A 24,499-nucleotide genomic window follows, 5' to 3' on the forward strand; every position below is an offset into this window, starting at 1 on the left:
GCAGCAACAAAAAGAAAATTGTACTTAGATGACTGTGATCCCTTGATTAGGACTCGCTATGGGAATCGGATCCGTTTAGGTGAAAACTGAACGCAACTCAACTTTTGTTGTTTATCGTTGCTGGTTTGCCTGTGATCAAGATTCCCATTAGGCTATTTAGTTAGCACAAATTTGGCTGGGTTATGTACGAATCATTACTGATAAAATCGTGAACAGCGATTCATTAAGCACTGAGTGATTCATTGAGATTGGCCAGCAGTTGCAAGCAATGTTTGAATTCAAAGATTCAAGGATCAACAAGATCAAATACAGACAAAGGTACAGATATAATTTGTCAATTGATTTTCTTGTCAGTCGTAAAATAAACAAAAATCTTAAACTATCGCTTAAATAACCGTTTTTTTGGATTATGCTGCTATTTAGGTTAATTTGAAGGAAATAATCATGAATAAGAGAGAGGAGAGTCGCACAATTACTAGCTAAATACGGTGTTCAAAAAATTTTTTATTTTAGTTTACATAATATATATTATACAAAGTTACATTCAAAAAAGGGTTCGTGCCATTCTAAATAGTTCAAGACAATTTTGTATCATTTTACCTCCCTCCGAATGACTTTTATCAGTAGATTGTCGCTAATGCACCTAAAATTCAATTAAAACTAAGAATTTCTTGTTTTACATGTTCTTCAGATTCTTTTTTTGATTTGCTGATTAACAGATTGATAACTGTCTGGTAGCAAGTTACTTGCGGATTCGTCTTTTTTATCTCAGCAAATACAGATTCAAGCTATCAGCCTTGATTCACGAACCAATCGGTTTGATTGTATGCTATAATCATTTTGAAAATCTTTGAGCTTTTTTCTCAAATTTTATTCATATACAGCCAATCCGTTTCAAAGTTCTTACACTAGTGCTTAGATGTTGCAAATACTGACAAATATCCGTTACATGATTCTATAAAAAAGAACCCTAAAATTATGTAGATAACTTAGGGCATTTCGTTATTTAATATAATTGTAATGTTCGTAGGTCACCATAAACGTCCATATTCTGCTAAAAAAGCCTGAATAAAGCGCCGTTGATCATTCCTTGGAATACTAGAACCATGGCAAGTAAAATCAAACCAGCAGCTATCCATAAGCTCATTTTTCCTTTTTGTCGACTTGTGAACGGGTTTTGCTTCAAATTGCCACTCGTCAGGATGAAATACATAATCATGCTGAATGATATGAGCAAAATAATTTCTATCCCTATGCCTAACCATAATCGCTGATTGTTTATTATTGTCATTTTATCACCTCACCTCATTTTACCATTAATGAGGTGCAGACTACTGACTTGCCTAGTTTGCAGCTTGTTTTTCCATTTGTGTAATTAATGCCCGATAAAAGCAATTCCATCAGTATAGCTGATAATTCCTAAAAGGAGAATAAAAATGAAAAAGAATACGCAACTAAAGCTAGTCTTTTTACCAAAAATATGGGCGTCACTCCTCTACTTGCTTTTCGTGTTCACAGCCCTCTTCCTCTACTTATCAAAGTACTTGAACATTTCTTTCTTTACTTCGAGGTATGCTGACTTTTATCTTCATATCTCCAATTTTTCGATTAGTTTGATTATTGGCTTACTGGGGTACTTTTGGCTTCTGGTAGGTGCGCCATTTAAAGCCGTCACGCTATTGACCCTGCTTTTGCTCATTGCCAATCTATTGAGTGAGACTGTCTTTGGCTTTATGAACACCCCTGATCGAATCGATTTACTTTTTGGTATTGCAGGAACGCTCATCGCATATTTTACTTTGGCAATGATCAAAAGACACGGTTTAGTCAAGAATCTATCGTTTTGATTTAAACAGTCATGACTTCTCCTTATATGATCCCCTCGTTACTTAGGTCCAACCCATTTTTTAGGAAAAGAAACACCTTGCTGCAGTTATTTAGCCGAAAAAAGCACTCAATAAAGGGAGTGCTTTTTTTGCGTTTCCATTGGCGATACTTTCGTATGGCTAGTCACTTGGCAGCCAATACAATGGACTTAGCTGTAGATTTTCCCAATACGGGTTGTGAAACCCTATCAAATAGTGCAAAGCTAAATACCCGAAAATCATAAAGCCAAATGACAAAGTCACGATCCGTCCCCAACGTGGTATTTCTTTGATAAATAAACCTAGCATACATATCAATAAGGGAAACGAATAATTAAACAGTAAATCACTTCTAATATTTTGGTTCTGAGGATCCTTCATTATTTTGTCATTTAAGCCCAAACTTATGCCGACGATCACAAACATAAGCGTCAGAATAGTCAATCGTTTGCGATCAAAACCCCACTGTTCTTTATCTTTCCTACTTGCAAAGTAGATCGTAAGCAGGACCACGATTAATCCAGACATACTATTCTCCTTTTTCGCCAGCTATTTTCCAAATCGTTCATCGGCGCTTCAGGATAAATTATAACAGATATAGTGTAAAAAAACGATACCCACCACTAGCCCCTTGTTTGATGCGCTTTTCAAATGTTTCATAGAAGAATCAGAAATTTAAAAATCTGTTCGCTTTACAAAAGAGAACGTATGTTTGTATTATATAGATAAGAGGTGATTGCTATGGGTATGCTACAACCATATGAAGATCGAAAAAAGCTAAAGTGGCAAGGATTCTTTTTATCTGAGCATACAACTGAAATTGAAGAGGAACCGACACGTAAGTTTGATTGTCCACCTAAGCCGTCACTCACAACGGAAGAAATCAATCAGTGTTTATTTGAAGCCATGAAAAAGAACCTAACTGTGGCGATCCAACGAGAAGAAGTTAATGAAGAAGGCGGCTATCCTCCAGATATTATCGGGAAAATCAGCGGTTATGACCCATTAGGCATTTATTTGACGGGAGAAACAACGGAAAAAATCCATTATGATGAGATTCGTCACGTTGCTTTCTACGAAGAAAGAAAATGGTTTGATCTCAGCGAATAATACAACTGTTTACACTACTTAAACTAAAGGAGGAAGAAATGATGGAAACACAAAAAGGATCTGTCTCAAAAATAAGAATCGTCTCCTTTGCCCCCTCCCCTTTGGTCCGCTTTACACTAGGTACCACCAACTGTTTGATTGCGAAACACAGTTTGAATTTTTTAGGGGATGTTGATGACGGCATGTTTCTAACCGTGGGCGGCTATTGGAATAAGCGCCGTCAATTCGTGGTGCAAAAGTATACGGTGTACGGCAAAACAAAAATCATGTTGGATATCGATGCCTATCGACAAAAAACAGTAAAGGCGGGTTCATTATGAGAGCAAGAGACCTCTTGACAGCACTGACAACGTCGTCGAGTGCAGCAGATTACCAAGGAATTTATTTAATGTACAAAGAAAACTTGATTCCTTTTACGACGATCGCCCAAGATAGCCATAACCAATTGATTTTATTTTTTGAACCAAAAAAACCCGCTCTGACGCTGAAAGAATTATATACACAGCTAATGCTGCATAAGAATTTGGACTTACTCTATTGGGATGGCGAGTCACGTCAAAAAGTTCTAGGGTTTCGTGAACAAGAAGAAAAGATCATTCTTTAGTCCCCTCGCCTATTTTTGACACACAGCAAGTGTCGAAAATCTCGGCAAAACGAAGAAAATAAAGTATACTTTGTGTAAAGACTAAAGGAGTATATCATGAAAAATCAAAAGATCACCCAAATGAGTTTCGCGAAAGTCTATCCCCTATATATTGCCAAAGCAGAGCGGAAAAATCGAACAAAAGAAGAAGTAGATCAGATTATTACCTGGCTGACCGGGTATGACCAAGAAACGCTGCAACAGATGAATGAAGAGCTTTCTTTTGAACGTTTTTTTAGTCAAGCCCCTCAGCTCAATCCCGCACGAAAGCAGATCACTGGTGTCATTTGCGGCATTCGGGTAGAAGAGATCGAAGAGCCAATGGTTCAAGAAATTCGTTATCTAGATAAACTGATCGATGAACTGGCGAAAGGAAAAGCCATGGCAAAAATTTTACGCTCTGCTGAATGAGGCGATTTTTTTCGAGTTGCTATTTAAGAATCAACGCTTTATACTTGAAATACCTTGGCAGGGGCAAATCATTGCTCAAAACACAGTGGGAAAACACCCCACTGTGTTTTTTTATACTGCCTTTCTTGACGGTAGCTTGCAACCAGACAGGCGTTCTTAGCTTAGTTCAACCACTTAGCATGTAGTGCCCTGTGGAATTGGCCGCCTTTTCGTGAAAACACAAGGACATTGTCTACGTCCCTCTTCTTTACTCAACAAGACTCTCTTAACACGTACAAATAACACGTACAAAAAAGCACTCCTCTTAAAGAAAGGAGTGCTAACTTTTACTTTTTCAATTCTTTGATCTGTTCTTTTCGCTTCAAATACGCCAGTTCTTTTTCCATTTTACGATAGCGGGCGAAAGCTTCTTCTGAAAGTTCACCGGCAGCAATAGCTGCTTTGACCGCACATTTCGGTTCTGTTTCATGACGACAGTCTCTGAAGAAACAACCTTCAGCATACTGGCTGATCGCTTCAAAAGATTGGTCGATCGAAGCTGACCGGACGGTACTGATGCCAACTTCCCGCATACCAGGAGTATCGATGATCATTGCGCCAGAGGACAGAGTGAACAACTGGCGACTCGTCGTCGTGTGTCGTCCTCGACTATCCTCTCGTATGTCATTGGTTTTTTGAACGTCTTGCGCCATAAGCTGATTTAATAAGCTGGACTTTCCGACCCCAGATGAACCGATAAATGCGCTGATCTGTCTGTCAGAAAAATACGTTTCCATCAGCAATTCGTTTGGTTCAAAAATGGACGTAGCAAATGTTTTCACACCAAATGCATCGTTTAATGCTTGCAGCAGCTCTGCTTTTTTATCAGCAGTAACTTGATCGGCTTTGGTCAAGAGAATCACCGGATTAGCCCCACTGTCCCAAGCGATCGTTACAAAGCGCTCTAACCGAGCCAAATTGAATTCTTCATTGGCACTAGTTGCAATAAAAACTGTGTCGATGTTCGCCGCAATGCCTTGCCCGTCCGTGCGATTTCCAGCTACTTTTCGTTGTAAAAAACTTTTTCGTGGCAGCAAAGCATCAATCAAGAAATGATCTTGATCATACACCTGTCCTTGTACAGAATCACCAACGATCGGATAATCCTTTGGCGCTAGTGCCTGTTGGCGAAATTTTCCTGAAACCGTTGCTAAACATTCTTCTCCTGTGGTCAAGCGGACTTTTGCGATATCTTTGGCCTGAAAGACCACAATTCCTTGTTTTTCCATGATTTCCCTCCAGTTAGTTAGGAGGCCGCACTTAAAAAGAGAAACCTCCGAGTTGATGTTGCTTCATTTGATTTGTCATAAGACATTTCCCCTTTCTATGTTGTGCTCATCATGTGATGTCGCTTTATTATACCACCGGAACGGACAGTATGCTAAAGCAAATGACCCAAAAGAACATTTACTGAAACGAAGTAGATAAACAAGCCGGCGATATCTTTGATCGATGTGATGATCGGTGCCGAACCGGCTGCTTGGTCGATGTTTAGTTTAATCAGTACAAACGGGACTAAGAAACCAAGTGCTGCGGCTAAGGTCATGGCAAAAACTAACGAAATACCAACAGCCACACCTAACATCGGGATTCCTTGCCAAAGTGATGCAGCAACCCCAGAGATGACCCCTACGATCAAACCTAGACTTAAGCCGATCCAAACTTCTTTAAAGAAATGGCGAGTGAAGGTCGAAAGATCAATATGCCCTAATGACATCCCGCGAACAAAAACAGTTGAGGACTGTGTACCAACGTTTCCACCCATATCCATGATCAAAGGGATAAAAATCGCAACGGCTGCCACCGATTCCAATGTTTGTTCAAATTCATCAATGACTACCCCAGCTAAAAGACCGGCAACCAAAGTGATCACTAGGAACGGCAATCGGACTTTCCAAATTTGCCAAAGGGTGCCGTTGATCAGAACGTTACTACGGTCTGCTTCATTAGAAGCAACATCGACTAAACCAGCGGCATTAAACATGTCTTCTGTCGTTTCTTGCTCGATGACATCGATGGCGTCATCGACAGTGATGATCCCAACGATTCGCGATTCCTTGTCTACGACTGGTAGCGCAATGATATCTAGTTCATTTAGCAAACGTGCCGCTTCTTCCTGGTCCGTGTCCGTGGTAACATAAATAACTTTTTGGGACATGATTTCACTGATGAGTTGATCCCCTTGCGCCATTAAGAGATCTTTCAGCGACAAAACACCTTCTAATGTTTTCGTTTGATCAGTAACATAAAGCGTATAAATCGTTTCTTTTTCTTTGGCTTGCATTCGCACTTTTTCTAACGCTTGATTGACCGTCATATTTTTTTTCAATGTGATGAATTCCGGTGTCATCAAACGTCCAGCAGTCTCAGCCTCATACCCTAATAAGAGGTTTGTTGCAGCACGTTCATCCGGTGCCATTGATTGTAAAAGTTTTTGTGTTACGGTCGCTGGCAACTCATCCAAGAGTCTTACTCGGACATCTGGTGCCATTTCGTTCACAAACTCGGTTGCCCGTTCATCGGTGAAAGAGCGTAATAAGTGTTGTTGTGTAGCTGGTGTCAAATCTTCAAACAGGATAAGTGCTTTATCTTTCGGTAATAGTCGGAAAACGATCACTTTTTCATCCGCGGATAAATTGCTGAACAATTGTAACAGCGGCAGCTCTTCCATTCCTGATACGAGTTCTTTTAATTTTTCAGAGTCTTTCTGATTTAAATAATGTAAGATGGTTTCTTGCTGGTTCATGGGATACACTCCTTCTCCTGTAATTTTGCTCAAAGAAAGAAAGGAAATCGTTCAGAAAATTGTCCAGATTTCTTTCGTTTGAAGGTTGCGTGCTATACAGCTGAAATTTCGTTCCGCAGCTGGAGATGCCTGTTATTAAAACAAGCATCAAAGGGAAATAGCAACAACTTTATTCATTATATCACATAGTTTTTTTAAAACATGAAAAATTTGACTTGCAAATAAAAAAAACCATTCAGGCATGTTCCCTTGGTAAAGAAAGTGGGTTAAGAACATTTGAGATCAAAAAGCAAAAGAAACCTGAAAGTTCTGTAAAACTCTCCATGCAAATGGTATGATGACTGGGTTGCAGTTTTTTTACTCCCCGTTTATGCTAACTATACATCAATGAAAAGAGAGGTAAAAAAAGATGGCAAAGAAAAAAACATTTATCGGATCGGTCACTGCGCTTCTCGCACTCGCAGCAGTCGGATTTAGTTTCCTACACAGTAATGATCTATTCCCAAATCACAAAACACCATCATCAGAAGTGGCAGTCACTTCTGCTAAGGATATTCGTGCAGATGAGCTGGCACAGTTAACTTACCAAGGCACCCAAACGATTGAAGTCAATCAGAACATTCCTGAGTTTTCAGAAGATGATCTTTCCCTTGAAAATGGCGCCTGGGAAGCATACGGCGACCTCGATCACCTCAATCGTGCGACCTCTGCTGAAGCAATGTTGAATCAATCCTTGATGCCCACGGAAAAGCGTGGCGATATTTCCAGTGTGAAACCGACAGGTTGGCGTAATAAACAGCTCCCCAATGGGAAATATTTATATAATCGAACCCACTTGATTGGCTTTGCTTTAGCTGGCGAAAATGCAAACTGGAAGAATCTGATCACAGGGACAAGTCAGTTGAACAATCCCGAGATGTTGCGCTTAGAAATGGATATCAACTATTATCTCAAGCAAGATAAAAATCATTATGTCCGATATTCCGTCACCCCGATCTATCGCGATGACGAGCTGGTTGCCCGTGGGGTACAGATGCAAGCCCAATCTATTGGCGAGGATACGATCCAATTCAACTATTATATCTTCAACATCCAAGATGGTGTCACAATCAACTATGCGGATGGTAGCAGCGAGATTTCCAACGAAGATATGACGCAGCCGGAGAATGCTACAAGTAGTGAAAACAACACGACAACAGCCACTTCTCAAAGCAGTGAAACAGAGGAAAAACAGAAAGAATATGTCGATCAACAAGGAAACGGTTTGATCAAAGGATCAAGAAGCGGCATCTATCATTTGCCCGGATCTAAATACTACGAGGATACTACCAACCCGAAAGAATGGTTCAAAACCATCGCTGAAGCGGAAGCTGCCGGCTACCGTGCACCAAAATAAAAAAGCCTTAGGCTTTTTTATTTTGGTTTTATTTATTCTTCGTTGGCTTGTGCTTGTCGCAACACTTTGACATAGGCCTTCCCTTCGTCTGTAAAACGAACCGAACGTGACTTAAAGCGATAAGCTCGGTAAATCAGGCCTCTTTTTTCAAGACGCAATAAATGACGATAAACCAAAGAAGTTGTTTTTATCTCTTCATTGGCACAGATTTCTCGTATGGTAGGTGCGCAACCTTGAGCTTGCATATATTCGTCAATAAAAAGTAAGATTCGATCTTTTCTCGGCATAATTCCTCCTTTCCGCAAAACAGTCTTCACTGCTGCAAATTCGTAAAAACCGATAAGCTACTGCCTCGTCAGCTTTTTGTCCAATTAATACACTGAAAATCTATTGTTCCTCTCTCTTTTCCCATTCTTCCAACGAGTTAAAGTTCCTTTTAAACGCTGGAATTTTCCCCTTAACGAGAAAAACATCGGCAAGCAGCGCTCTTTGTTATTGATTTTATCAAATTTAACAGCAAAAAATAGTAAATTTGAAAATTATTTTCCTTTTTATTGACATAAAAATAAATAAAGGTATTATTTTTTCTTGGAATTTGTTATTCTAAATTTAAGTAAAGGAGGATTTTATGTTAGGGATCGGCTTATTTTTTGTAGGAATTACTTTGATAATCAACGGCTGGGGAAGTTTACTTCACATTGACTATCGTTCACTTGCTTTAATTAATCTTTTTACAGGTTCGTTATCTTTCATTATCAATCTAATCTATATGCTCCAAGGTGCTTATTATGAAGCAGGCACAGGCTTTCTCTTTGCCTTCACGTATTTACTAGTAGGAATTATTTATCTCTTTGGTTTGGATCTACGGATTTATGGAATTTTTGCGCTATTCGTAGCCATCAATACCTTGCCTTTTGCCTGGGTCTCTTGGCAATGGGAGCAAGATCCCCTTTTTGCACTGATTTGGTTAACATGGGGAGCATTATGGTTTTGCGGCTTTTTGGATACGATCGTGAAGGTAAACTTTGGTCGTAAGATTCATTATTTTGCGATCGCTTGCGGTATCTTCACTACGTGGGTCCCAGGTTTGCTGATGCTATTAGATCTCTATTAAACAATAGTGATTATCTCAATGATAATCACTATTGTTTATTTCTAAAAAGTGCTCAATCTCCTGCATCGCCTTCTGAGGACCATTTGTCGGGAAATGATTCTTTAGCTGGCAGGCTTGTTGGCAAATCTTCAGATCTCCAACCTCTGTCAGAGCAGTTTCCAGCTTTTTCTCAGTTACTGGTTTTGTCAGTGCAATTGCATTGCCATACGCCACGCAGTACTGAATATTGCAGCTTTGCTCATAGTGCATCCCGATTCCGATAAACGGCTTCCCAGAGGCACAAGCTGTTTGAACAGTCCCTTCCCCACCATGGATAAAAGAAAAATCGATATGCTCATGCAATAGATGACTTGGCAGATATTCGGTCAGGAACAAATTCTTTGAGACGTTGTGTTTCCCCTTGAGTAGATGCGTAACCGGAGCAATGATCGCTAGTTCCGAACGGTTTCGCAAGAAAGCTAAGATTTTTCGCACCATGCGCGGATTCCCCGAACTGCCCATCGCAAAATAAACGATTCGTTTTCTTTCCCGCCGCTTTTGTTGAATAAAAGTCAACACTTCGTCTGGTAAAGAAGACCCGAGCTTCGCAAAAATCGGCCCAACGATTTGATAGTTTTCTGGCAGCTGCTCTTTCGTTAAAAATAAATCAGGAGTGGTGATGAGATTTAAATCAGCGTCCATCATTCGTAAGCTCGTTTCAGGCATAAAAAGTTTTTCTGTTTGGGCAGCGTGTTTGAATGCTCGGGGCATCCAGCGGGATTTTACCAATTGTTTTCTTGTCCAATACCAAAGTGGTTTCCTTAACGGTCCGAAGAAACGCAAACTAGAAGGGATAAACGCGCTATCTGATCGAAAAAAGGGATCACTCATCGCATAGGGTTTTACGTAGACTAAGGGAATCTGTTTGCTGCGAGCAGATAGAAAGATCGTGACATTCGATCCAGTTACAATCACCTGAGGAGCAAGCTTGTCGACCAGTTTTTTTTCGCTCAGGATACGCGCAGCAACCATCTCTTTGGTGAAGGGATTTTTGAATGAGCGCAGTTGATCTAATTTTATGATCTGTTCCTCTTGTTTTTCTGTCAGAGTCGGCGTCAATAAATGGTACGTAAAACCACTTTCAATGATAAGTGAAGCAAAGGTCTTTGAAAAACCAAAGAACTCACAGTGGTGATTTCCTTGCATTTGTTTAGCGACTTCGATCATCCGTGTCGTTTCAGCCAAGTTGAATACCGCAGGTGCAAAAAGAATCATTGGCATGCAATCCTCCTCATGTATCGAGTCCATCCACTCGTTTCTTTCAAGTATACTAAAAGAGCGCATACTTAGGAGAAGTTTTTTGCAGACCTTCTCGTTCATCTTTTTACATTGTTTAACTAAAAATTTGCTATAATAAAGAAAACCTTTCAAGGAGTAAACCAATGCGAAAAAAAATATCTTCCTTGCAGCTTAGTATATTCTCACGCGGGCTCATTCTCTTTGCTTTCTTTTTCTTGATTCAACAATTGAGGGAAATGGTTGTTTCTGACTTTGCACTTCTTCCTTCTCTGGCATTCATCCAAATTCTCTTGATGATCCTTTCAACCTTTCTCATTAGCAAGTTTGTTAAAAAACGCTCGTGGCGGCAAGTGCTTTTTGGCAGCTACCTATTCATCATCGGCTCGCTGTTTTCTTTCTGGCTAGCAAATAATCCATTGGAGCTGCAAGCAGCTACTCTTTATATGATAGGCGCTTTTTTTGGTGGCATTCTTTGGGAGTATTTGGCACAGCGCTTGGCAACAGATCTACTGGCAAAAGATCATAAACCTCGTTAACAGAGGTTTTTTTCTTTTTCTGATAGAAAAGGCAAAAATTCTTCGTATATAGTGTGAAGGGGTGAAGAAGGTGCAGGATGAAGAAATCATTGAACGAATCAAAAAGAAAGACTATGCCGGCTTAGAAGAACTGTTAGCTGTTTATGGTGATAGCATGCTGAGGACGATTCATAGTGTCCTCTCCCAACCGCATGAAGTGAGCGAGCGCCAAGATGTAGCGAACGAAGTTTTTTACGAGGTTTGGCAAAAGATTGCTGCGTATCAACCTGACAGAAGCCGCTTGATTACTTGGCTGCTTTTGATCAGTCGTAGTCGTGCGATTGACCACAAGCGAAAGTTGAACAAGCGCTCATTGGAAGAAAAACCTGTTGATGAGCAGGAACTAGCTATTGAAGAATCACCTTTAACAAAGGAAAACTTTTTGGGCTTTATTGAAGACCTTGAAGCCCTTGATCAAAGGATCTTTCTGCTCTACTATTTTTATCAGGAATCACCCGAAACCATCGCAGAGCAGACGGACTTAAATGTCTCAGCAATCTACAATCGTCTTTCCCGTGGCCGCAAACGCTTAAAAGAAAGGATGACTATCGATGGATTTTAAACAGTTAGTCTTAAATGAAAATAAATCACTGATAAAAGTAACTGAACAAGAAAAAGCAACAACCTTCGAGCTGTCCAAACAATATGTTTTCTTGCAAGATCTATTAGAGGAGCTTCGGACGCTTTTAGCAAAAGACGAAACGATTCTTGGCTATCTGCCTTTGACGCCAGATGGAAACCTCGCCTTCGCCAACCAAGGGCTTGGCGCCTATGCGTATGCAACAACTGAGAAAGCAAAAGCATACCGTGACATCTTTCATGATACCCGCGGCAATCGTTTGTTGGTTTTCACAGAAACCCGAATGCTTTTTCTGGTCATCATCGACTATTTAGAAAGTAACACCTATTTCAGTTACCCCTATGAGAACATCAAGGCGTTCACCATCAAGCCAAGAAAGCTGATGAAGCACGAATCACCAGAGGATAAAGAACAATTCCATTGGGGCTATTTCGACTTTCAAGCGGGGACGCACATTTTCTCAGAAGTGCTGACGAAAAAAGACTACGAATTATTTACGTCCTATCATGAATCGATCCCTGCACTCAAGAAAATTCCAATTCAAAACAAAATTTACAGAGCAGCCAAATATCAGTATTTCTTGAGTAATTGGCATTTCAGTTTTCGCTTGATGACCATTTTCAACCTGCTCTTCCTGCTGCTGTTTGTATTACTGATTCTCGGATTTTTCTTACACTTTGGTCCACTGAAAGGATTTTATTATAAGGATCTATTGGATATAGGTATGATCATTTCCCTTTTGTATAGTAAGAATATCTTGCCATAAAAAAAGACTGCCGTTCCTTCCTAATCATTTCTTTGATATCAATTGAATAAAGCACCAGATTTTCTACGGAAGAGCACCTCTTGCAGGATTCAAGTGAAAACGAATGCTGCAAGAGGTGCTTTCTTGTCTCGGACTATTGGGACATTCCTAACCGCCCGTTTTTTCATTTCCTTTTGAAATTCTCAGATTTCTTGTGAACTTTTCAGAAGACTCCACTCATAATTTCATACATGCCTAATGAGATTATTTTTTCATTCACGCTTGCTTTTTAGGAAGAAACGTTATGATGATTTTACTTGCTAGGAGGTGTGAAAAATCGAACTTATCGGACATTTGGTCTTTTGGATCCCGTTTTGTCTTTTTCTAGTGATTGGATCGTTTTTCATACAATGGCGGAAACGTTTCGTTTCAACCCTTATTGCAGCGATCCCGTTTCTCTTTTTTATGGTAAAAATATTCAATTATCGGCACTATGAGCCAGATTCTATTTTCATCATCTATTTGGTCGGACTCTTCTTGTCATCGATCTTACTGATTGTTGCTGTCCGTCGGCTTTCAAAAAAAGCCTAAACCTAGGGTTACTAGAAAACAAAGACATTGCTTAAATGAAACCCAGCCTAACTTTAAGGTTCATTTAAGGTTCACGGACTATAGTCAATACGGACATAATAATTTAGAGCCTGTGCTAGCGGAAACTAGCGCAGGCTTGTTTGTTTATTTATAGAAAATAGGACAAATCGCTAGCAGGTGTGGGGTAGGCAAAAATCATTTGTGCCAGTGCTTCTTTCGATAGCTGATTTTCCAACACAAAAACGAAGTGGTTGATCAACTCATCCGCCAGTGCAGAAAAAATCGTGACAGCAACGATTGTATCAAATGTGTCATAAACCAATTTGATTTTTGCCTCTTGATCATTGATTCGTCGATAGGTATACCAAGAAGAAAGATCTATCACCTCACTATGATATTCTGAGGCATTATCGGCAATCTCTTGCTCACTGATCCCGACTCTTGCCAGTTTTTCCGCACCAAAAACTAGTGTAGGGATCAGTGGATAGCGGATGGGCGTTTTCTGGTCATCTATATGCTCGACAAGATAGGCGGCTTCAAAGCTAGCAACAGGCGTCAGTTTTGGCTGCTTTTTCGCTAGCACATCTCCGATTGCGTAGATGTGTGTTTGACTAGTCTGCAAAAACTCATTTACAACGATCCCTTGTTTTGACGTTTCTACCCCTGCCTTTTCCAGTTGCAGCTGATCGCTATTGGGTCTGCGTCCCGTGGCACCAATCACTGCTTCTACGGTGAGAGACAATGCTTGTGTCTGAATTGTATAGTGGTTTTGTTCTTTCATGATTCGCTGTGTGTTCTGGTTAAAGTGAAACGAAACACCTTGGTCCTGCATTGAACGAACCATTTCTGCGGTCAATTCAGCATCAAATCCTTTTAATGGCTGGTCATTATGATGAATCACATGAACTTCAGCACCTGCTGCTTGAGCGATCATCGCCAATTCGAAGGTAATATATCCAGCACCTATGAAAGCAATCGTTGCTGGCATCTTTTCAAAGGAAAGAAAATCAGTACTGTTTTGTAAATGCTCCTTGCCGACGATTGGCAGTACGGCTGGACGCTGTCCTGTCGCAATGATTATTTTTTCTGCTTGAATCTCTTCTGCGCCCACGATGACCGTATGGACATCACGAAAAGCGGCTTGTCCGTAGTAAGTAGTGATCCCTTCTGCCAGTAGCCCTTGTTTGGTTGACTCCGGCACACGATCAGTATACGAGCGTTTAAACGCCATCAGTGCCGGCCAATCAATGGCTACCTGCCCTTGAACGCCATTGCCTTGCATACGTTTCGCCTCTGTTTTGACTTCTACGCCTCGCATCAGTAGTTTTTTCGGATCGCACCCGCGATTGGGGCACGTGCCACCCCATAAATCAGCTTCGACGATCGCCACTGTCTTTCCTTTGGCTTTTAACCCGTAGGCAGCAGCCGTACCAGCTGGACCCGCTCCGATAATCAGTACATCCACCTTTTTCATCTGTCTCCTCCTTCTCTTAAAAAAATCCTGCTCTTTCTCTTCCCTTCAAGTATAGCGAATCACGGTCAGCCCACAAAACAATTCGCCTTTAACGGCTCCTGCGAATGATCACAATCATCCCTTAAAATTGCGTTTGATATGGTATACTTTTCTTGTCAGTTTAACGACAAAGGAGAATGAATGACTGTGAGTTTTAAACGTTTTTTTCAGCTCTTTCTTTTTTATTTTCTCTCGATTCTGGTGGCCTATGGCCTGATTGCGTTTCTAGCAGTAGATAATTTTTGGCTGGTCGTCTGTTTGATGACAATTGTCGGCTACCTCACCTTGGGTATCCCACTAACCTTATTGAGTTTAAAGAAGAAAAAATAAGACAACACACAAAGACACCAGCAACTTCTCTAAGAAGCTGGTGTCTTTCCACATTGATGCGATTATCCTAATACGATCTGGGCATCTGCCAATGCTTTTTCCACTACTTCCATCACCAGCTTGCTATGTGCAAGGCGTTCCTTGACAAAGACATGATCATTTTCGTGAATGGCTTGTGCAAAACGGGCGAATTCTTCAAACATACGATGTCCGTGAACGCTTTGATCCTGATGGATTTTTTCCCCATTGACCGGTTCAACGTCATAGCTGGCAAGCATATTCGTCGGCCCATTGACGATGATCGATCCTTTCGTCCCTTGGATCGTTGAGCGAATCGTCGCTGTCGAATCTTTGGCGCCAATACAAACGACTTTTGTTTGTTCATAGTCTAAAAACAGCATGCCAGAAGTATCGATCCCCTCTTCGACATTAGCAAAATAGCGGACACTTTTAGGTTTTCCTAAAAGCCCGACCACAAAATGAATATTATAGATATTGATATCCATCAATGCCCCACCACCCATTTTTGGGTTAAATGCAGGTAAAACGGTTCCCTCTTTGAATGAATCATAACGAGAAGAATATTGCGAATAGTTGCATTCAATCACTTTCAGCTCTCCCAATGTTTCAAGCTGCGCTTTTATTCCTTGGTAGTTGGCTAAGTACTGATTCGTGATGGCTTCCATCAAAAGCACCCCATGGGCAGCAGCCAATTCTGTTAATTCTACTAATTCTCGTGCCTGCAACGTAAATGGCTTTTCACAAATGACGTGTTTGCCAGCGAGGATCGCTTCTTTGGCAAAGGAATAATGCAAATGATTGGGCAATGCGACATACACGGTGTCAACGGAGGGATCCGCCAAACATGCCCCTAACTCTGTATAGACGGTTTGAATCCCGTATTGCTGTTTTAAGTGATTCATTTTCTCTAAATCATTTTCTGTCCCAAAAATAGCGGACAGTTCAAGCTGCGGGACATCCCCTGCCACCGTCAAAAAATCATGGACGATCATGCCTGCCCCTAAAATCGCTAAGTTCATCTTGCTTCCCCTTTTCTATCTTCTTAGATCATTTGTTTCAATACCTCGGTGATCACTTTATGATCCTCTAAATGGGCCAAACCTGACACACAGATAGCACCAGTGACTTCTCTATCTTCGATAATTGGAAAACCACCACCACAAACTGCATAATGTTCGTCTTGTGCCCATTTAGCAAATTGTATATCTCTATCTTTTTGCGCATAGACGTATAGTGAACTATGCCCGCTTTCTAGTACCGTTCGTTCTTTTCTTTCAAGCCAAGGGCTTTCTTTTCGCCCTGCCATTAAAAATCGAATGATCGGCAAGCCATGATGAACAACTTTGATCCCTACAGGCTTCGGGTAGTTCCTTTTAACGTACTGATCAATGGCAATTACCAATCGCAATGCGAGGTCATTGTCAAAATGAGCAAACTGCAGCTGCTGTTCTTCTTGCAGGATTTCTGAAGATTCGATTCGTATCTACTCCTTTACGTTGAGTCAGTTGATGCCTTCAGGCGCTTTGTTTGTCAAAAGCCTCGTAATCACTCTGCCTTATGACTCAGTGATCATTTGATTGATGCCTGTTTCTAGCATTTCGATTTGTAAAATCGTTTCTTCGTCTTTCACGATTTTCTCTTTGCCATGGATGATCGTTTCATAGACGCCCTCGTACACACGGCTATAATCACCAATTTCAGAGATGACTTTTTCTTCATGGTAGTCACCGTTAGCATCCATATAAGTTAGTGTGCCATAGTGCTCTGGCAAATCAATCCCAAAATCGGCATGATCTGGGAGATAAAACTGTTTTAGATGCTCTTCTTGTCGATCCTTCGTTTGTTTTACAAAAACGCCGTTTTCGCCATAAACGACAAAACTAGGCCGCTCTTTTAATCGGAAGTAACTAGATTTGACAGAGACTTTCATTCGACCATAAAACAGATCCAAATCGAAGTAATCATTCATGCGATTTTTTCCAAACAATTGCCGAACCTCATAATGGACATCGTCTGGTTGTCCAAAATAGGAGATCACTTGGTCCAGTGTATGACAAGCGTGTCCGTACAAGTAGCTAGTATTCAATGAAAATTCGGTCACTGACCGTGGAATCTCTGGACGAAAATAATCATAATGCATCTCTACTTCTAAGAGATCTCCGAGCACGCCGCTTTCGATCACTTTTTGCGTAGTCAAAAAATCGGAATCAAAGCGGCGATTTTGATAGCATTGCACAAATAAGCCTTTCTCTTGCGCCAGTGCGAACAATTCCTTTGCTTGTGCCGAAGTTTCCGTAAAAGGTTTTTCGATCAAGACATTTTTCCCATGGAGCAAGACATCCTTGCCTAATTCATAATGCAAATGACTGGGGGTCGTGACCACAACTAATTGAATTTCAGGATCACGGTAGATATCCTCTAAGTCAGAGGTGTAATGAACGCCTTCTAGTGTTGGCCAGGTCAGCTTGCCGCTTGGTGAATAGATCGTCTTTACTTTGATCTTATCCTGCAGCTTGGTTGAAAAAGGCAGATGGTAGCGATTGGTGCTTTTTCCGTTTCCGAGATATGCGATAGTTAACATTGTAACGCCTCCTATGAATTGATAGCTTGATTATTGATGAAATCCTTCGAAATGGGAAGTCTTTTGCCAAAAACAGGTTCTTTTGACCAGACTTTTTCGCAAACTGTTGAGTGGTTCTGAACATTTTTACCAAATTGCCAAAAAGGCACAGTTTTTGCTTTTGGTTTTCTTTGTCCTAGGCTATGATTAGAAAGAGGTGGTTTGATGTTATTAGGAGATAAATTACGGCTTCAAGAAGGATTGACCAATACGGAGAAGCGGATTGCCGATTATATTTTGCAAAATATCAATGATGTGCCTTCGTTGACGATTGAAGTCATCGCTAAGCATACATACACATCCCACTCTTCCGTCATTCGTCTAGCCAAAAAGATGGGGTATGAAGGATTTAAAAGTTTTCGCTTAGGTCTGGCTGAAATTGCCCATAATCAGATGTTCAACCCAACCTTTGTTGACGCGAATTTTCCCTTTTCGCCCAAGGATCAAACACCTGATATTATGAAAAAAATGGCCGATCTAACGATCAACTCGATCCACAAAACCCACGCTCAGGTCGCTCCAGAAACGATGGAAGCAGTGGTGCAATCGTTGGAAGCTGCGCAGCGGATTTTCTTATTTGCTCGCGGTGATTCTCAGATCCGGGCAAGGAGTTTTCAAAATAAGTTGGTCAAAATCAATAAGTATCTGATCATTGCGGATGAATATGGGGATGATGCGTGGAATGCATCGAACGTCACGCAAAATGATTGTGCCGTGTTTATTACCTATCGTGGGAAAAATACACAATACGAAAAAATCATGCAACACTTTCGTGATGTTGGGGTACCAGTGATCGTAATCTCTGGCAACGCCCATGCGAAAATCATCCCATTAGCGACCCATGCGATCATCGCTTCTCATGATGAACGTGATTTTCTCAAAGTCGGTACCTTTTCTTCACAGGTCGCCTTTGAGTATATTTTAGATTCACTGTTTGCCTTGCTGTATGCCAAAGAATATCAAAAAATATTGTCGAGTTAAGAAAAAAACAATCTGTTTTGGAATCAGGGATTCTCTCAGAATACCCGTCAACTGAAGAAAAGAGGGAAATGAAATGATCAATTGGGGAATTATTGGTGCCGGAAATATCGCCAATCGCTTTGCTGCAAGTCTAGAAAATTTTCAAGATGCCCAGCTTTATGGGGTTGCTTGTCGTACGATGGAAAAAGCGCAAGCGTTTCAAGCAAAATTTCCGTGTGATGCCGTCTTTGATAACTACCAAAACCTATTAGATGATCCAGCTATCGATATCGTTTATATTGCTTTGCCGCATTTGTATCACTATGAATGGATCATCAAAGCCTTTCAAGCAAAAAAAGCTGTTTTATGTGAAAAACCAGCAACCTTGACTGCACAAGAAATGCGCGATGTACAAAAACAAGCCCAAGCACACGAAGTCTTCTTTATGGAAGCCATGAAGCCACGCTTCACCCCAGCGTATCGCAAACTAAAAGAACTTGTGGATGGTGGTTATATCGGCGAGCTGACCAGTGTTACGACTACTTTTCGCCGCCATTTACCAGTCGAAGGCAGTTCTTATCATTATCTGCCAAAACAAGGTGGTGCTTTACTGGATATGGGGATCTATAACTTAGCCTTTATTCAAGATTTTTCACCAGAAAATTTAACTGCCGAATTGATCGGTTACAGCCTTTATGAAACTGGGGTTGATACCTACGTTGAAGCACGCTTTGTCAGTGAAGACTTTGTCGCAGTGATTGAGACTGGATTTGACCAAACAAAAGAGACGGTGGCGGAATTACAAGGAACAAAAGGGAAAATCACGATCCCCAACTTCCATCGCCCCGCTTCTTTTACCGTGACGATTGACCAAGAAGACACGGTCTATGATATTGGGTACGAGATCGATGATTTCCATTCAGAGATTCAAGCAGTTCACACCGCTCTTGCACAAGGACAACTCGAAAATTCCCTGATGTCCTTAACGGATAGTATTGCCTGTATCGCTTTAGCAGATGAACTAAGAAGCTTGCTAGATGCGGAAAAAAAAGACAATTAAGATCATGCCCCATCGTTTTTGAATAGAACTGACCAGTGGCTACCACTCGGTCAGTTTTTTGTATCAAAAATTGAGCGCTTTCTTTGACGGTATCGAAATGGTTATATTATATTTATTGAGTATATTTTTATACAAATAGAAAAAGAAAGGAAAACGCCCATGACACCAGAAATTATTACTTATCTTATTTGTTTATTGACCTTCGCTTATCTAGCTGTGACGATTTTTACTTTTGTAAAAAATCGCCGGACAGGTGACGGTTATCGCCTCCGAATTTTTTACGTGCTGGCAGCAGCCCTCGTCTTTTTGCTTTCCGTTTATGCAATCGCTACCGGTCAAACCTATGACGACTTGGTTACATCGATAAATGATCTTTTTCAATAAAACACCGTTGGCACGAAGCCCTGCGGATCTCTTCGTTTTTGAACCTCTGGTTGAGGGAAGGATCAAAACGGAAACGAGCCAATGAAAGACTGCTCTTCGATGGCTTTTTCATCAGGACCTTCTATACCGAATCAATGTCTTTCAACAAATGATGTCTGACTTTTTATGGAGGTGTGCATGCTCATTCAGCTTAAAGAAGCGAAGCTTTCCGATTTACTTTCTATCTACTTGATACAAAAAGCTGCCTTCAAATCTCTCTTTCTCCGTTATCAAGATGGAGAAACTTCTCCCTATTTACAAAGTTTTGAGAAGCTAAACGCAAAGTTTTCTGCGTCGAATACCACTTATTATTTAATCATGACCGCTCAGAAAACCGTGGGCTTCCTAAAACTGACGGTTGAGCAGGAGCATACGACGAAGCTATCTTCCATCGCCCTTCTTCCCTCCTACGAGAACCACGGGATCGGTAGACAAGCAATGACCTTGATTGAAAGGAACGTACAAACAGATACGATACATTTGAATACGATCCTGCAAGAACACAAGCTGGTTCACTTTTATCATTCTTTGGGGTATTCCCAAACAGGCAGGTTTCAAAGCACCTCTTCAGCAATCTGCTTTGTCTCCTTTACGAAAAAAATTGCTGCGAAATAAAAAAGCCATCTCGCCTTTCATCGGCAGAGATGGTTTTTTCTATCAATTGCCATCCTTTACAGCAATCATTTTTATTGGTCCTGCAAGGTGTCATCGGTTTTTTTACGCAATCGCGGAATCTCTTTCACATTCATTAAATCTAAAAAGAAGGTGAACAATGGGATCCCGATGATCAAGCCCCACAAGCCAAAGAGATGTTCGCTAAGATACAGGAGAATAAACGTGTAAAACATCGGGATCTCTGTTTTATTGGCCATCAAGCGGGGATTTAAGATATAGGATTCCAACGCATGAACAAACACTATGATCAATAGAATGTAGATCACGTCATTAAATCCGCCGATAGAATACGCAATAAACGTCAATGGAATACACGAGATGATCACACCAGCAACAGGAATCAAGCTGAGAAAGAAAATCATCAACGCCAAACTCAACAGCTGCGGAAAGCCCATCACCGCTATGGCGAAGACAGTGATTGCTGTATTAACTAAGGCGATCACCAACTGCGTCTCGATCACATTTCCGAAAGCACGCGTAAACTTAGCTCCTAAATAGTAAACATCTTCAAAGAACCACGCCCCTCGCCCTTGCAAAAATAGCCGAGAAAACGCAACGGTCTTTTTGTTATCGATCATAAAGAAGAAACTAAGCAGAAATGAGATCAGCACCCTCAATGCCAACTCACCGAAATTATACAGATAATTGATCACGACTAGAACGCCGCTTTGTAATTTCTGGATGTATTCGCTGGTCTGCAATAAATTCAAGACATATTCGATCAATTCATTATTGGAGTCTGTCCGTTGGTAGAAATCAGCAACGGAATTGACTAATTGGACGGATTGTTTGATGATGATTGGTACATAATTTGTTGCCACTAAATAAAGAATGAAGACAATCAAGCTGTAAGTCAGGATGCTCGTAAGCTTGATGGGCAGTCGGCTTTTTCGATGGAGCAAAAGAACCAGCCGATAAATCAGATACGTAAAGATAAAGGTCAGCAAAAGAATGGTCATCAGACTGCGAAACAAAAAAAGAATGCCCGCAAGCATAAACAAGACCGTCCAGCGCCGCAACACAAGATTTTGAAGAAAAGCATTATAGTATTTCATCTGTAACTCCTTTTTTCGTTGAAATGAAGCAATGAAGCATTTCAGTAGTGCCTAAGAATTATCTAATCATTAAACTATGCAAATAGCAAGAGATTTTATTTTTCTTAAACGAGTGAAAAAATGAAACAAAAAATCCTTAGAAGAATCATTGGCTTTCTTCTAAGGAAAAGAGTTATTGATAAACGGTCCTTCCTTCATTTACGGGTAAAATCGAATTGATGGACAATAAAAAGAAGCTGGCAGCCAACAGATCAGCACTACCGCCGGGAGACACGTTTTTTGACTGGCAGAAGGCTGCTAGTGCATGAAATGCTGGGTTCGGCAATGCTTGCTGATTGGCTTTTTGTGCGAGTTGCTGAACCAGTGCCAGTACCTCTTGATTGCTGCGGTATAAAATACACGTATCGTCCAGTGTAGCGATGATCGCCAACAGCATGTGGAGCCTTTTTTCAGTCTCATTGGAACAATCCCGAGAAAAATAATCCGCTAGAGCGATTTGAACATGGGGGAACCCAGCAGCAGCTTCCCCATACGCACCGAGATGTCCATATTTGGCTTGAACAGTTTTGCCATGACTTTCCGTTTGTTGAGTCAGCGCACGATCAGGAAATGCAGTGAGAAGCTGGATGTCAGAAAAGACTTCTGGCAAAAAAATCCGCTGTTTGCGACTAAGTTGGCTACTGACGGCGCTGATGAGCAAGCCTAATGCCCAAATGGCTCCTTTATGAGTGTTGATGCCACCAGTGGCTGCCAACATCGCCTGTTCTGCCTTCCGACCGATTGCAGCGATTGCTTCCCGCAACTCTTGAGACATGCTGCTTCCCCAAGACACCAAGGCCATTTCTTCAAAGTATGGCGTCAATGCTCGAGCTGATCGCAAAAAGAGTGCTTGATCCATATCGTGATGGGCACCTGAATCAATGGCATCCACTAACCCAGGTTTTGGGGACAATGTCACTTCTACAATCAAGGCTTCTTCTACCAATTGGGCGAGTCGCTGACAATTTTCTTCTACAGCAAATGCAAACATCCAACTCCTCCTCTATTTTTTGATTTGACCTTTGATCGTTACCCATAAAACATGCAAAACATAGCTTGTTAAAAAACCACAGCTGGCAGTTGCCAAATAAGCGACGATGATCATGATGCCCATTGGCAGTTGCAGCAACAAATCTTTGAAGCATAGCAACAAAACTTGAAAGACAAAAACATTGGCAAGATAGGTTCGATACGCATAAGTAGATAGCCACTTAAATGTCCCTAACTGAGGGGCATTGTTCTTGAGCATAGTTGACCCAAACATAAAGACTGCAAAAATCAATACTAAGCTATATAAGCTTTGCAATGTATTTAAATACGGTGCATGAGCGAAACTTAGATCACCTGCATAATGTAGCAGATGATTGGCAGATAATAGCCCCAATGCTAAACCCACTGGCAAGAAAGCATAGCGAATCTTGTATAGGAAGCGATAGACGGTTTCGTGATAAATCAAAGCGGCTTCGCCATAGATCCCATAGATCACAAAGCTAAAGACAAACCGATCCAATAAATACCAGCTTTCATGATGCGGTCCTTCAAAAACTTGGCGATCATAAAACACATACCAAGCGACATACAAAGCAGTTGCGACGATCAATACTGGCCAAACATTTTTTTTCTTCGTCAACACTTTGTAGCCTAACCAGACAAAAAACGGCATCAACAATTGGATCTGCAGCATCATGATCGTATACCACAAGTGTGGCGCCGCATCCCCCGTCACATATTTCAGTAAAAACGTTGCTGTATCAGTATAAGGTTTTCCTTGTTGGACAGCGGGAAAGAGCCATAAATAAGCCGTCGTCCAAAGCACATATGGCACGACAAGTTCAAAAAACTTTTCTTTCAAAAATTCTAGATAAGACAGATGTTGACTTGTCTTAACCATGTTATAAACAATAGCAAAAATAAACAGGGGTGCGGTAAATTTCACCAAGACATAAAAGGTACCGATGAATGCTGCAGTCTTTTCATCTTGGGTATTGGATAAGGCAAAAGTCAAAATCGTTTGCATCATTACTGCTGTCACGGCAAATACTTTTTGGAAATCACTGATGTTGATTTTTAAATCGTTGTTCTCAAACATGTTTTTCGCTCACTTTTCTAATAATTACCAAATCTCAGTGGTGAGTTTTGGCCCTTCGTCTGTTTTTACTAAGATTTTTTTTGATGGATGTTCCAAATACTCCTTTAAGGCAAACCCGCCTTGTTTTGTGATAACTTGAACATCGATCTGTTGAAAAAAGGCTGCCTGCTTTTCCAATAGTTCCAGTGGCAGCTTTTCTTTCGTGTCGGCATAAAGCAACAGATCTAAATCACTTGTCGGCTTGATTGCTGCCTGTTTTGCAGCCAATTCAAAACCCAAGCTGCCACCGATTCCCCAAGAATAGTGCTTCAATAAAAGCCGTGCTTGTTGATAGTTGCGGTAAACTGGATAATTGGCTACTTCATTGAATCGAAAGCTCTCACGAGTGATCAATTCCCAAGGATGGATCGTTCGTTTGATCATGTTGCAAGGTGCCTCAAAGGCAAACCGTTCTTGCCGCTTTTCCCCGCGCAACCCCACGGGTAAATAGCTGGGGTTACGGGGTTTCCCACGACGGACGGTCGCAAAAAGCTGTTCTTTTTCAGAAAACCATTTGGGAATATCAATCATATCAAGAACTTCTTTATCTAATTGAACGATATCGTGGGCACGGTTCATTCG

At 41.0% G+C, this 24,499-nt stretch carries 28 protein-coding genes and 1 pseudogene; 16 read left to right on the top strand and 13 right to left on the bottom strand.

What is annotated here, in order from left to right; genetic code table 11:
• Positions 1-1,436 precede the first annotated feature (1,436 nt).
• Entirely contained in the window at positions 1,437-1,847 is a 411-nt protein-coding gene (locus CXM95_RS09075; protein ID WP_008379933.1) for a hypothetical protein, read from the top strand.
• 159 nt (positions 1,848-2,006) lie between these two features.
• Here the strand turns inward: CXM95_RS09075 and CXM95_RS09080 are convergent, their stop codons facing one another.
• On the bottom strand, positions 2,007-2,393 hold the full coding sequence (locus CXM95_RS09080; RefSeq protein WP_008379936.1) for a hypothetical protein: 387 nt from the start codon (positions 2,391-2,393) through the stop codon (positions 2,007-2,009).
• Between the two features lie 213 nt (positions 2,394-2,606).
• On the opposite strand from CXM95_RS09080, the gene CXM95_RS09085 reads away from it, so the two are divergent.
• From CXM95_RS09085 to CXM95_RS09100, 4 genes are all read left to right on the top strand, one after another.
• Complete coding sequence (locus tag CXM95_RS09085) at positions 2,607-2,975, top strand: hypothetical protein (RefSeq protein ID WP_008379938.1); 369 nt, start codon at positions 2,607-2,609, stop codon at positions 2,973-2,975.
• Positions 2,976-3,016: 41 nt separating this feature from the next.
• Positions 3,017-3,295 carry a hypothetical protein gene (locus tag CXM95_RS09090; RefSeq protein WP_016611786.1) on the top strand — a complete coding sequence of 93 codons (279 nt, stop codon included), beginning with the start codon at positions 3,017-3,019 and terminating at the stop codon, positions 3,293-3,295.
• On the top strand, positions 3,292-3,579 hold the full coding sequence (locus CXM95_RS09095) for a hypothetical protein (protein WP_008379940.1): 288 nt from the start codon (positions 3,292-3,294) through the stop codon (positions 3,577-3,579). The genes CXM95_RS09090 and CXM95_RS09095 overlap by 4 nt, the downstream gene beginning before the upstream one ends.
• Positions 3,580-3,675: 96 nt before the next feature.
• Complete coding sequence (locus CXM95_RS09100) at positions 3,676-4,029, top strand: DUF2200 domain-containing protein (protein ID WP_008379942.1); 354 nt, start codon at positions 3,676-3,678, stop codon at positions 4,027-4,029.
• Positions 4,030-4,355: 326 nt separating this feature from the next.
• Here CXM95_RS09100 and rsgA read toward each other — a convergent pair whose 3' ends face one another.
• Positions 4,356-5,297 carry a ribosome small subunit-dependent GTPase A gene (rsgA, locus tag CXM95_RS09105; RefSeq protein ID WP_086299437.1) on the bottom strand — a complete coding sequence of 314 codons (942 nt, stop codon included), beginning with the start codon at positions 5,295-5,297 and terminating at the stop codon, positions 4,356-4,358.
• A gap of 152 nt (positions 5,298-5,449) precedes the next feature.
• Positions 5,450-6,814 carry a magnesium transporter gene (mgtE, locus tag CXM95_RS09110; RefSeq protein WP_086299436.1) on the bottom strand — a complete coding sequence of 455 codons (1,365 nt, stop codon included), beginning with the start codon at positions 6,812-6,814 and terminating at the stop codon, positions 5,450-5,452.
• A 409-nt stretch (positions 6,815-7,223) separates the two neighbouring features.
• Between mgtE and CXM95_RS09115 the strand changes: the two genes are divergently transcribed.
• Positions 7,224-8,210 (top strand): DNA/RNA non-specific endonuclease, encoded by a 987-nt coding sequence (locus CXM95_RS09115; protein WP_008379949.1) that lies wholly within the window; start codon positions 7,224-7,226, stop codon positions 8,208-8,210.
• A 32-nt stretch (positions 8,211-8,242) separates the two neighbouring features.
• Here the strand turns inward: CXM95_RS09115 and CXM95_RS09120 are convergent, their stop codons facing one another.
• Positions 8,243-8,497: a LexA family protein gene (locus CXM95_RS09120; protein ID WP_016620130.1), complete on the bottom strand. Its 255-nt coding sequence runs from the start codon at positions 8,495-8,497 to the stop codon at positions 8,243-8,245.
• A gap of 341 nt (positions 8,498-8,838) precedes the next feature.
• On the opposite strand from CXM95_RS09120, the gene CXM95_RS09125 reads away from it, so the two are divergent.
• A complete protein-coding gene (locus CXM95_RS09125) occupies positions 8,839-9,324 on the top strand; it encodes an AmiS/UreI family transporter (protein ID WP_005235922.1) in 486 nt (161 codons plus the stop codon).
• Positions 9,325-9,339: 15 nt separating this feature from the next.
• Here CXM95_RS09125 and CXM95_RS09130 read toward each other — a convergent pair whose 3' ends face one another.
• Entirely contained in the window at positions 9,340-10,584 is a 1,245-nt protein-coding gene (locus tag CXM95_RS09130; protein ID WP_086299435.1) for a glycosyltransferase, read from the bottom strand.
• Positions 10,585-10,745: 161 nt separating this feature from the next.
• Between CXM95_RS09130 and CXM95_RS09135 the strand changes: the two genes are divergently transcribed.
• The 4 genes from CXM95_RS09135 to CXM95_RS18840 all read left to right on the top strand — a co-directional run bounded on the left by CXM95_RS09135 (position 10,746) and on the right by CXM95_RS18840 (position 12,999).
• A complete protein-coding gene (locus CXM95_RS09135; RefSeq protein ID WP_086299434.1) occupies positions 10,746-11,138 on the top strand; it encodes a hypothetical protein in 393 nt (130 codons plus the stop codon).
• Between the two features lie 61 nt (positions 11,139-11,199).
• The gene (locus tag CXM95_RS09140) at positions 11,200-11,739 is read left to right on the top strand and encodes a sigma-70 family RNA polymerase sigma factor (RefSeq protein ID WP_005235917.1); all 540 of its coding nucleotides are present in this window, start codon (positions 11,200-11,202) and stop codon (positions 11,737-11,739) included.
• On the top strand, positions 11,729-12,523 hold the full coding sequence (locus CXM95_RS09145) for a hypothetical protein (protein ID WP_005235915.1): 795 nt from the start codon (positions 11,729-11,731) through the stop codon (positions 12,521-12,523). Before CXM95_RS09140 ends, CXM95_RS09145 begins: the two co-directional genes overlap by 11 nt.
• A 308-nt stretch (positions 12,524-12,831) precedes the next feature.
• Positions 12,832-12,999, top strand: coding sequence for a hypothetical protein (locus CXM95_RS18840; protein WP_005235914.1), 168 nt, complete (start codon positions 12,832-12,834; stop codon positions 12,997-12,999).
• A 242-nt stretch (positions 13,000-13,241) separates the two neighbouring features.
• On the opposite strand, the gene CXM95_RS09160 is transcribed toward CXM95_RS18840, so the two are convergent.
• Complete coding sequence (locus tag CXM95_RS09160) at positions 13,242-14,567, bottom strand: dihydrolipoyl dehydrogenase family protein (protein ID WP_086299431.1); 1,326 nt, start codon at positions 14,565-14,567, stop codon at positions 13,242-13,244.
• Positions 14,568-14,747: 180 nt separating this feature from the next.
• On the opposite strand from CXM95_RS09160, the gene CXM95_RS09165 reads away from it, so the two are divergent.
• Positions 14,748-14,936 (top strand): hypothetical protein, encoded by a 189-nt coding sequence (locus CXM95_RS09165; protein WP_005226063.1) that lies wholly within the window; start codon positions 14,748-14,750, stop codon positions 14,934-14,936.
• 62 nt (positions 14,937-14,998) lie between these two features.
• Here CXM95_RS09165 and CXM95_RS09170 read toward each other — a convergent pair whose 3' ends face one another.
• The 3 genes from CXM95_RS09170 to CXM95_RS09180 all read right to left on the bottom strand — a co-directional run bounded on the left by CXM95_RS09170 (position 14,999) and on the right by CXM95_RS09180 (position 17,538).
• Complete coding sequence (locus CXM95_RS09170; protein WP_086299430.1) at positions 14,999-15,976, bottom strand: Gfo/Idh/MocA family protein; 978 nt, start codon at positions 15,974-15,976, stop codon at positions 14,999-15,001.
• A gap of 23 nt (positions 15,977-15,999) precedes the next feature.
• Positions 16,000-16,440 carry a heme-binding protein gene (locus CXM95_RS09175; protein WP_308810356.1) on the bottom strand — a complete coding sequence of 147 codons (441 nt, stop codon included), beginning with the start codon at positions 16,438-16,440 and terminating at the stop codon, positions 16,000-16,002.
• 72 nt (positions 16,441-16,512) lie between these two features.
• On the bottom strand, positions 16,513-17,538 hold the full coding sequence (locus CXM95_RS09180) for a Gfo/Idh/MocA family oxidoreductase (RefSeq protein ID WP_086299429.1): 1,026 nt from the start codon (positions 17,536-17,538) through the stop codon (positions 16,513-16,515).
• A gap of 204 nt (positions 17,539-17,742) precedes the next feature.
• Here CXM95_RS09180 and CXM95_RS09185 point away from each other — a divergent pair.
• The 4 genes and pseudogenes from CXM95_RS09185 (at position 17,743) to CXM95_RS09200 (ending at position 20,635) form a co-directional block, all read left to right on the top strand.
• Positions 17,743-18,635: pseudogene (locus CXM95_RS09185) on the top strand (MurR/RpiR family transcriptional regulator).
• Positions 18,632-19,597 (top strand): Gfo/Idh/MocA family protein, encoded by a 966-nt coding sequence (locus tag CXM95_RS09190; protein ID WP_086299428.1) that lies wholly within the window; start codon positions 18,632-18,634, stop codon positions 19,595-19,597. The pseudogene CXM95_RS09185 and the gene CXM95_RS09190 overlap by 4 nt, the downstream one beginning before the upstream one ends.
• 159 nt (positions 19,598-19,756) lie before the next feature.
• Positions 19,757-19,981, top strand: a complete 225-nt coding sequence (locus tag CXM95_RS09195; protein ID WP_005235901.1) for a hypothetical protein — start codon at positions 19,757-19,759, stop codon at positions 19,979-19,981.
• 177 nt (positions 19,982-20,158) lie between these two features.
• Positions 20,159-20,635, top strand: a complete 477-nt coding sequence (locus CXM95_RS09200) for a GNAT family N-acetyltransferase (RefSeq protein WP_086299426.1) — start codon at positions 20,159-20,161, stop codon at positions 20,633-20,635.
• A gap of 71 nt (positions 20,636-20,706) precedes the next feature.
• Here the strand turns inward: CXM95_RS09200 and CXM95_RS09205 are convergent, their stop codons facing one another.
• The 4 genes from CXM95_RS09205 to CXM95_RS09220 all read right to left on the bottom strand — a co-directional run bounded on the left by CXM95_RS09205 (position 20,707) and on the right by CXM95_RS09220 (position 24,496).
• Positions 20,707-21,750, bottom strand: a complete 1,044-nt coding sequence (locus CXM95_RS09205; RefSeq protein ID WP_101699043.1) for an AI-2E family transporter — start codon at positions 21,748-21,750, stop codon at positions 20,707-20,709.
• 172 nt (positions 21,751-21,922) lie between these two features.
• Positions 21,923-22,780, bottom strand: a complete 858-nt coding sequence (locus CXM95_RS09210; protein WP_086299424.1) for a triphosphoribosyl-dephospho-CoA synthase — start codon at positions 22,778-22,780, stop codon at positions 21,923-21,925.
• Between the two features lie 12 nt (positions 22,781-22,792).
• Complete coding sequence (locus tag CXM95_RS09215; protein WP_086299423.1) at positions 22,793-23,878, bottom strand: acyltransferase family protein; 1,086 nt, start codon at positions 23,876-23,878, stop codon at positions 22,793-22,795.
• A gap of 24 nt (positions 23,879-23,902) precedes the next feature.
• Positions 23,903-24,496, bottom strand: coding sequence for a malonate decarboxylase holo-ACP synthase (locus tag CXM95_RS09220; protein WP_005231351.1), 594 nt, complete (start codon positions 24,494-24,496; stop codon positions 23,903-23,905).
• Positions 24,497-24,499 lie beyond the last annotated feature (3 nt).

This window comes from Enterococcus sp. CR-Ec1 (assembly GCF_002850555.1).
In the GTDB taxonomy this organism is placed as follows: Bacteria; Bacillota; Bacilli; order Lactobacillales; family Enterococcaceae; genus Enterococcus_D; species Enterococcus_D entomosocium.

Excerpts from the sequence above, each read along its gene's own strand:
- CXM95_RS09075 (WP_008379933.1), top strand. The coding sequence starts at position 1,437 with ATGAAAAAGAATACGCAACTAAAGCTAGTCTTTTTACCAAAAATATGG.
- CXM95_RS09080 (WP_008379936.1), bottom strand. The coding sequence starts at position 2,393 with ATGTCTGGATTAATCGTGGTCCTGCTTACGATCTACTTTGCAAGTAGG.
- CXM95_RS09085 (WP_008379938.1), top strand. The coding sequence starts at position 2,607 with ATGGGTATGCTACAACCATATGAAGATCGAAAAAAGCTAAAGTGGCAA.
- CXM95_RS09090 (WP_016611786.1), top strand. The coding sequence starts at position 3,017 with ATGGAAACACAAAAAGGATCTGTCTCAAAAATAAGAATCGTCTCCTTT.
- CXM95_RS09095 (WP_008379940.1), top strand. The coding sequence starts at position 3,292 with ATGAGAGCAAGAGACCTCTTGACAGCACTGACAACGTCGTCGAGTGCA.
- CXM95_RS09100 (WP_008379942.1), top strand. The coding sequence starts at position 3,676 with ATGAAAAATCAAAAGATCACCCAAATGAGTTTCGCGAAAGTCTATCCC.
- rsgA (WP_086299437.1), bottom strand. The coding sequence starts at position 5,297 with ATGGAAAAACAAGGAATTGTGGTCTTTCAGGCCAAAGATATCGCAAAA.
- mgtE (WP_086299436.1), bottom strand. The coding sequence starts at position 6,814 with ATGAACCAGCAAGAAACCATCTTACATTATTTAAATCAGAAAGACTCT.
- CXM95_RS09115 (WP_008379949.1), top strand. The coding sequence starts at position 7,224 with ATGGCAAAGAAAAAAACATTTATCGGATCGGTCACTGCGCTTCTCGCA.
- CXM95_RS09120 (WP_016620130.1), bottom strand. The coding sequence starts at position 8,497 with ATGCCGAGAAAAGATCGAATCTTACTTTTTATTGACGAATATATGCAA.
- CXM95_RS09125 (WP_005235922.1), top strand. The coding sequence starts at position 8,839 with ATGTTAGGGATCGGCTTATTTTTTGTAGGAATTACTTTGATAATCAAC.
- CXM95_RS09130 (WP_086299435.1), bottom strand. The coding sequence starts at position 10,584 with ATGCCAATGATTCTTTTTGCACCTGCGGTATTCAACTTGGCTGAAACG.
- CXM95_RS09135 (WP_086299434.1), top strand. The coding sequence starts at position 10,746 with ATGCGAAAAAAAATATCTTCCTTGCAGCTTAGTATATTCTCACGCGGG.
- CXM95_RS09145 (WP_005235915.1), top strand. The coding sequence starts at position 11,729 with ATGGATTTTAAACAGTTAGTCTTAAATGAAAATAAATCACTGATAAAA.
- CXM95_RS09160 (WP_086299431.1), bottom strand. The coding sequence starts at position 14,567 with ATGAAAAAGGTGGATGTACTGATTATCGGAGCGGGTCCAGCTGGTACG.
- CXM95_RS09165 (WP_005226063.1), top strand. The coding sequence starts at position 14,748 with ATGACTGTGAGTTTTAAACGTTTTTTTCAGCTCTTTCTTTTTTATTTT.
- CXM95_RS09170 (WP_086299430.1), bottom strand. The coding sequence starts at position 15,976 with ATGAACTTAGCGATTTTAGGGGCAGGCATGATCGTCCATGATTTTTTG.
- CXM95_RS09180 (WP_086299429.1), bottom strand. The coding sequence starts at position 17,538 with ATGTTAACTATCGCATATCTCGGAAACGGAAAAAGCACCAATCGCTAC.
- CXM95_RS09190 (WP_086299428.1), top strand. The coding sequence starts at position 18,632 with ATGATCAATTGGGGAATTATTGGTGCCGGAAATATCGCCAATCGCTTT.
- CXM95_RS09195 (WP_005235901.1), top strand. The coding sequence starts at position 19,757 with ATGACACCAGAAATTATTACTTATCTTATTTGTTTATTGACCTTCGCT.
- CXM95_RS09200 (WP_086299426.1), top strand. The coding sequence starts at position 20,159 with ATGCTCATTCAGCTTAAAGAAGCGAAGCTTTCCGATTTACTTTCTATC.
- CXM95_RS09205 (WP_101699043.1), bottom strand. The coding sequence starts at position 21,750 with ATGAAATACTATAATGCTTTTCTTCAAAATCTTGTGTTGCGGCGCTGG.
- CXM95_RS09210 (WP_086299424.1), bottom strand. The coding sequence starts at position 22,780 with ATGTTTGCATTTGCTGTAGAAGAAAATTGTCAGCGACTCGCCCAATTG.
- CXM95_RS09215 (WP_086299423.1), bottom strand. The coding sequence starts at position 23,878 with ATGTTTGAGAACAACGATTTAAAAATCAACATCAGTGATTTCCAAAAA.
- CXM95_RS09220 (WP_005231351.1), bottom strand. The coding sequence starts at position 24,496 with ATGAACCGTGCCCACGATATCGTTCAATTAGATAAAGAAGTTCTTGAT.